The 1,358-nt window shown below is 41.8% G+C and carries 1 protein-coding gene; it reads right to left on the bottom strand.

Going from position 1 to position 1,358, the window contains the following annotated elements; all coding sequences use genetic code 11:
• Positions 1-45 precede the first annotated feature (45 nt).
• Positions 46-699, bottom strand: a complete 654-nt coding sequence (locus tag F6K53_RS42785) for a hypothetical protein (protein WP_293058333.1) — start codon at positions 697-699, stop codon at positions 46-48.
• Positions 700-1,358: the final 659 nt, after the last annotated feature.

The following is a 1,358-nucleotide window of genomic DNA, read 5'->3' as shown; positions in this document are numbered from 1 at the left end:
ACTGTTGAGATTAAATCAGTTTAACGTCCAATTCTTGGTCTTTGCTTAGGCTTGTGATTGAGCTAGCTGCTCCTGTGATTGGGCTAGCTGTTCCTGTGATTGGGCTAGCTGCTCCTGAAGTTGTTCGTGTGATTGAGCTAGCTGCTCCTGTGATTGGGCTAGCTGTTCCTGTGATTGGGCTAGCTGCTCCTGTAGCTGTTCGTGTGATTGAGCTAGCTGCTCCTGTGATTGGTCTAGCTGTTCCTGTGATTGGCCTAGCTGTTCCTGTGATTGGCCTAGCTGTTCCTGTGATTGAGCTTGTGGTTGTGGTTGTAGTTGTTCCTGTGATTGGGCTTGTACCTGTGTTTTATCTGGTTTCGGTGCCTTGGGTTTTTTCTCAAATACTTGAATACCTGGTTGCTCTACCCGAAACCCTTTGTTAATTTTTGCTCCCAGTTTGCCAGTAATAACAGCAACCCACATGGAATACATCTCATTCGCAGTCGTGATTTTTTTCCAAACTTTGGGTTTGACCTTAATCGTAAAAATCGTGCCATCACAATCAACATTAAATTCCTGCCAGCCGTTTTTAACAGTTTTTGCTGTAGGCAATTCATTAATTTTGATGATGAGTTCCATTTTGCCAGGAATTATTCCAGTTTTTGTTTTTTTTATTTGACTGATTTCATCAGCTTTGTGAATACTCATTATTTCAAGCATATGCAACTCCTTTGGCAATAAAAATGATTGGTTTTATTCATATTGTTAAGACAATAAATAGAGCAAATAAATCAGCTATAAAAATGCTTATTTAGCTAACCTTTTCCCCTAACAAAACCTGTTGGATCAAAGTCTTATACGGGTCAGATGTAAGTCAGCACAAGTCAGTTTGCTAGGCATAAGGAAACCGTGGTTGATTTTTTATCTAGAAACCACCAATCCAGAGACCTTTTCGAGCCATCGAATGTCAACTGACTTACTTATTTACTCTGTGATTTTGCATTTTCTCATATTTTTCTGATTTCAAAAGCGACTCAATCAAGAATGTTAGGTAAGTTTGAGAAACTAAAAAAAACCTAATGGTTCTGGATTTAAGCGATATGCAGGGGTATTCCCATCTGATGCGTGAAATACCTATAGGTGCGCTTTCCGCGTTAAGAATTAAATTCGCCACGGGTCGCACTTCTGCATTGCTTCTGAGTAAGACTTCTAGAATTTAGATGGGTTTGCCCTGGAGCGATATGCGTTCGCGTAGCGTGACCAAAGGTCAATCGCATAAGCGCGGAAGCGAAGCTTCATCGCGTAGCGTGACCAAAGGTCAATCGCATAAGCGCGGAAGCTGAGGCCTTGGCCTTTCGGCCACGCTACGGAGTGCGTAA

Source organism: Moorena sp. SIO4A1, assembly GCF_010672065.1.
Taxonomy (GTDB): Bacteria; Cyanobacteriota; Cyanobacteriia; order Cyanobacteriales; family Coleofasciculaceae; genus Moorena.
Note: the sequence above shows the minus strand (reverse complement) of the source record. Positions and strands in the feature narration are given on the sequence as shown.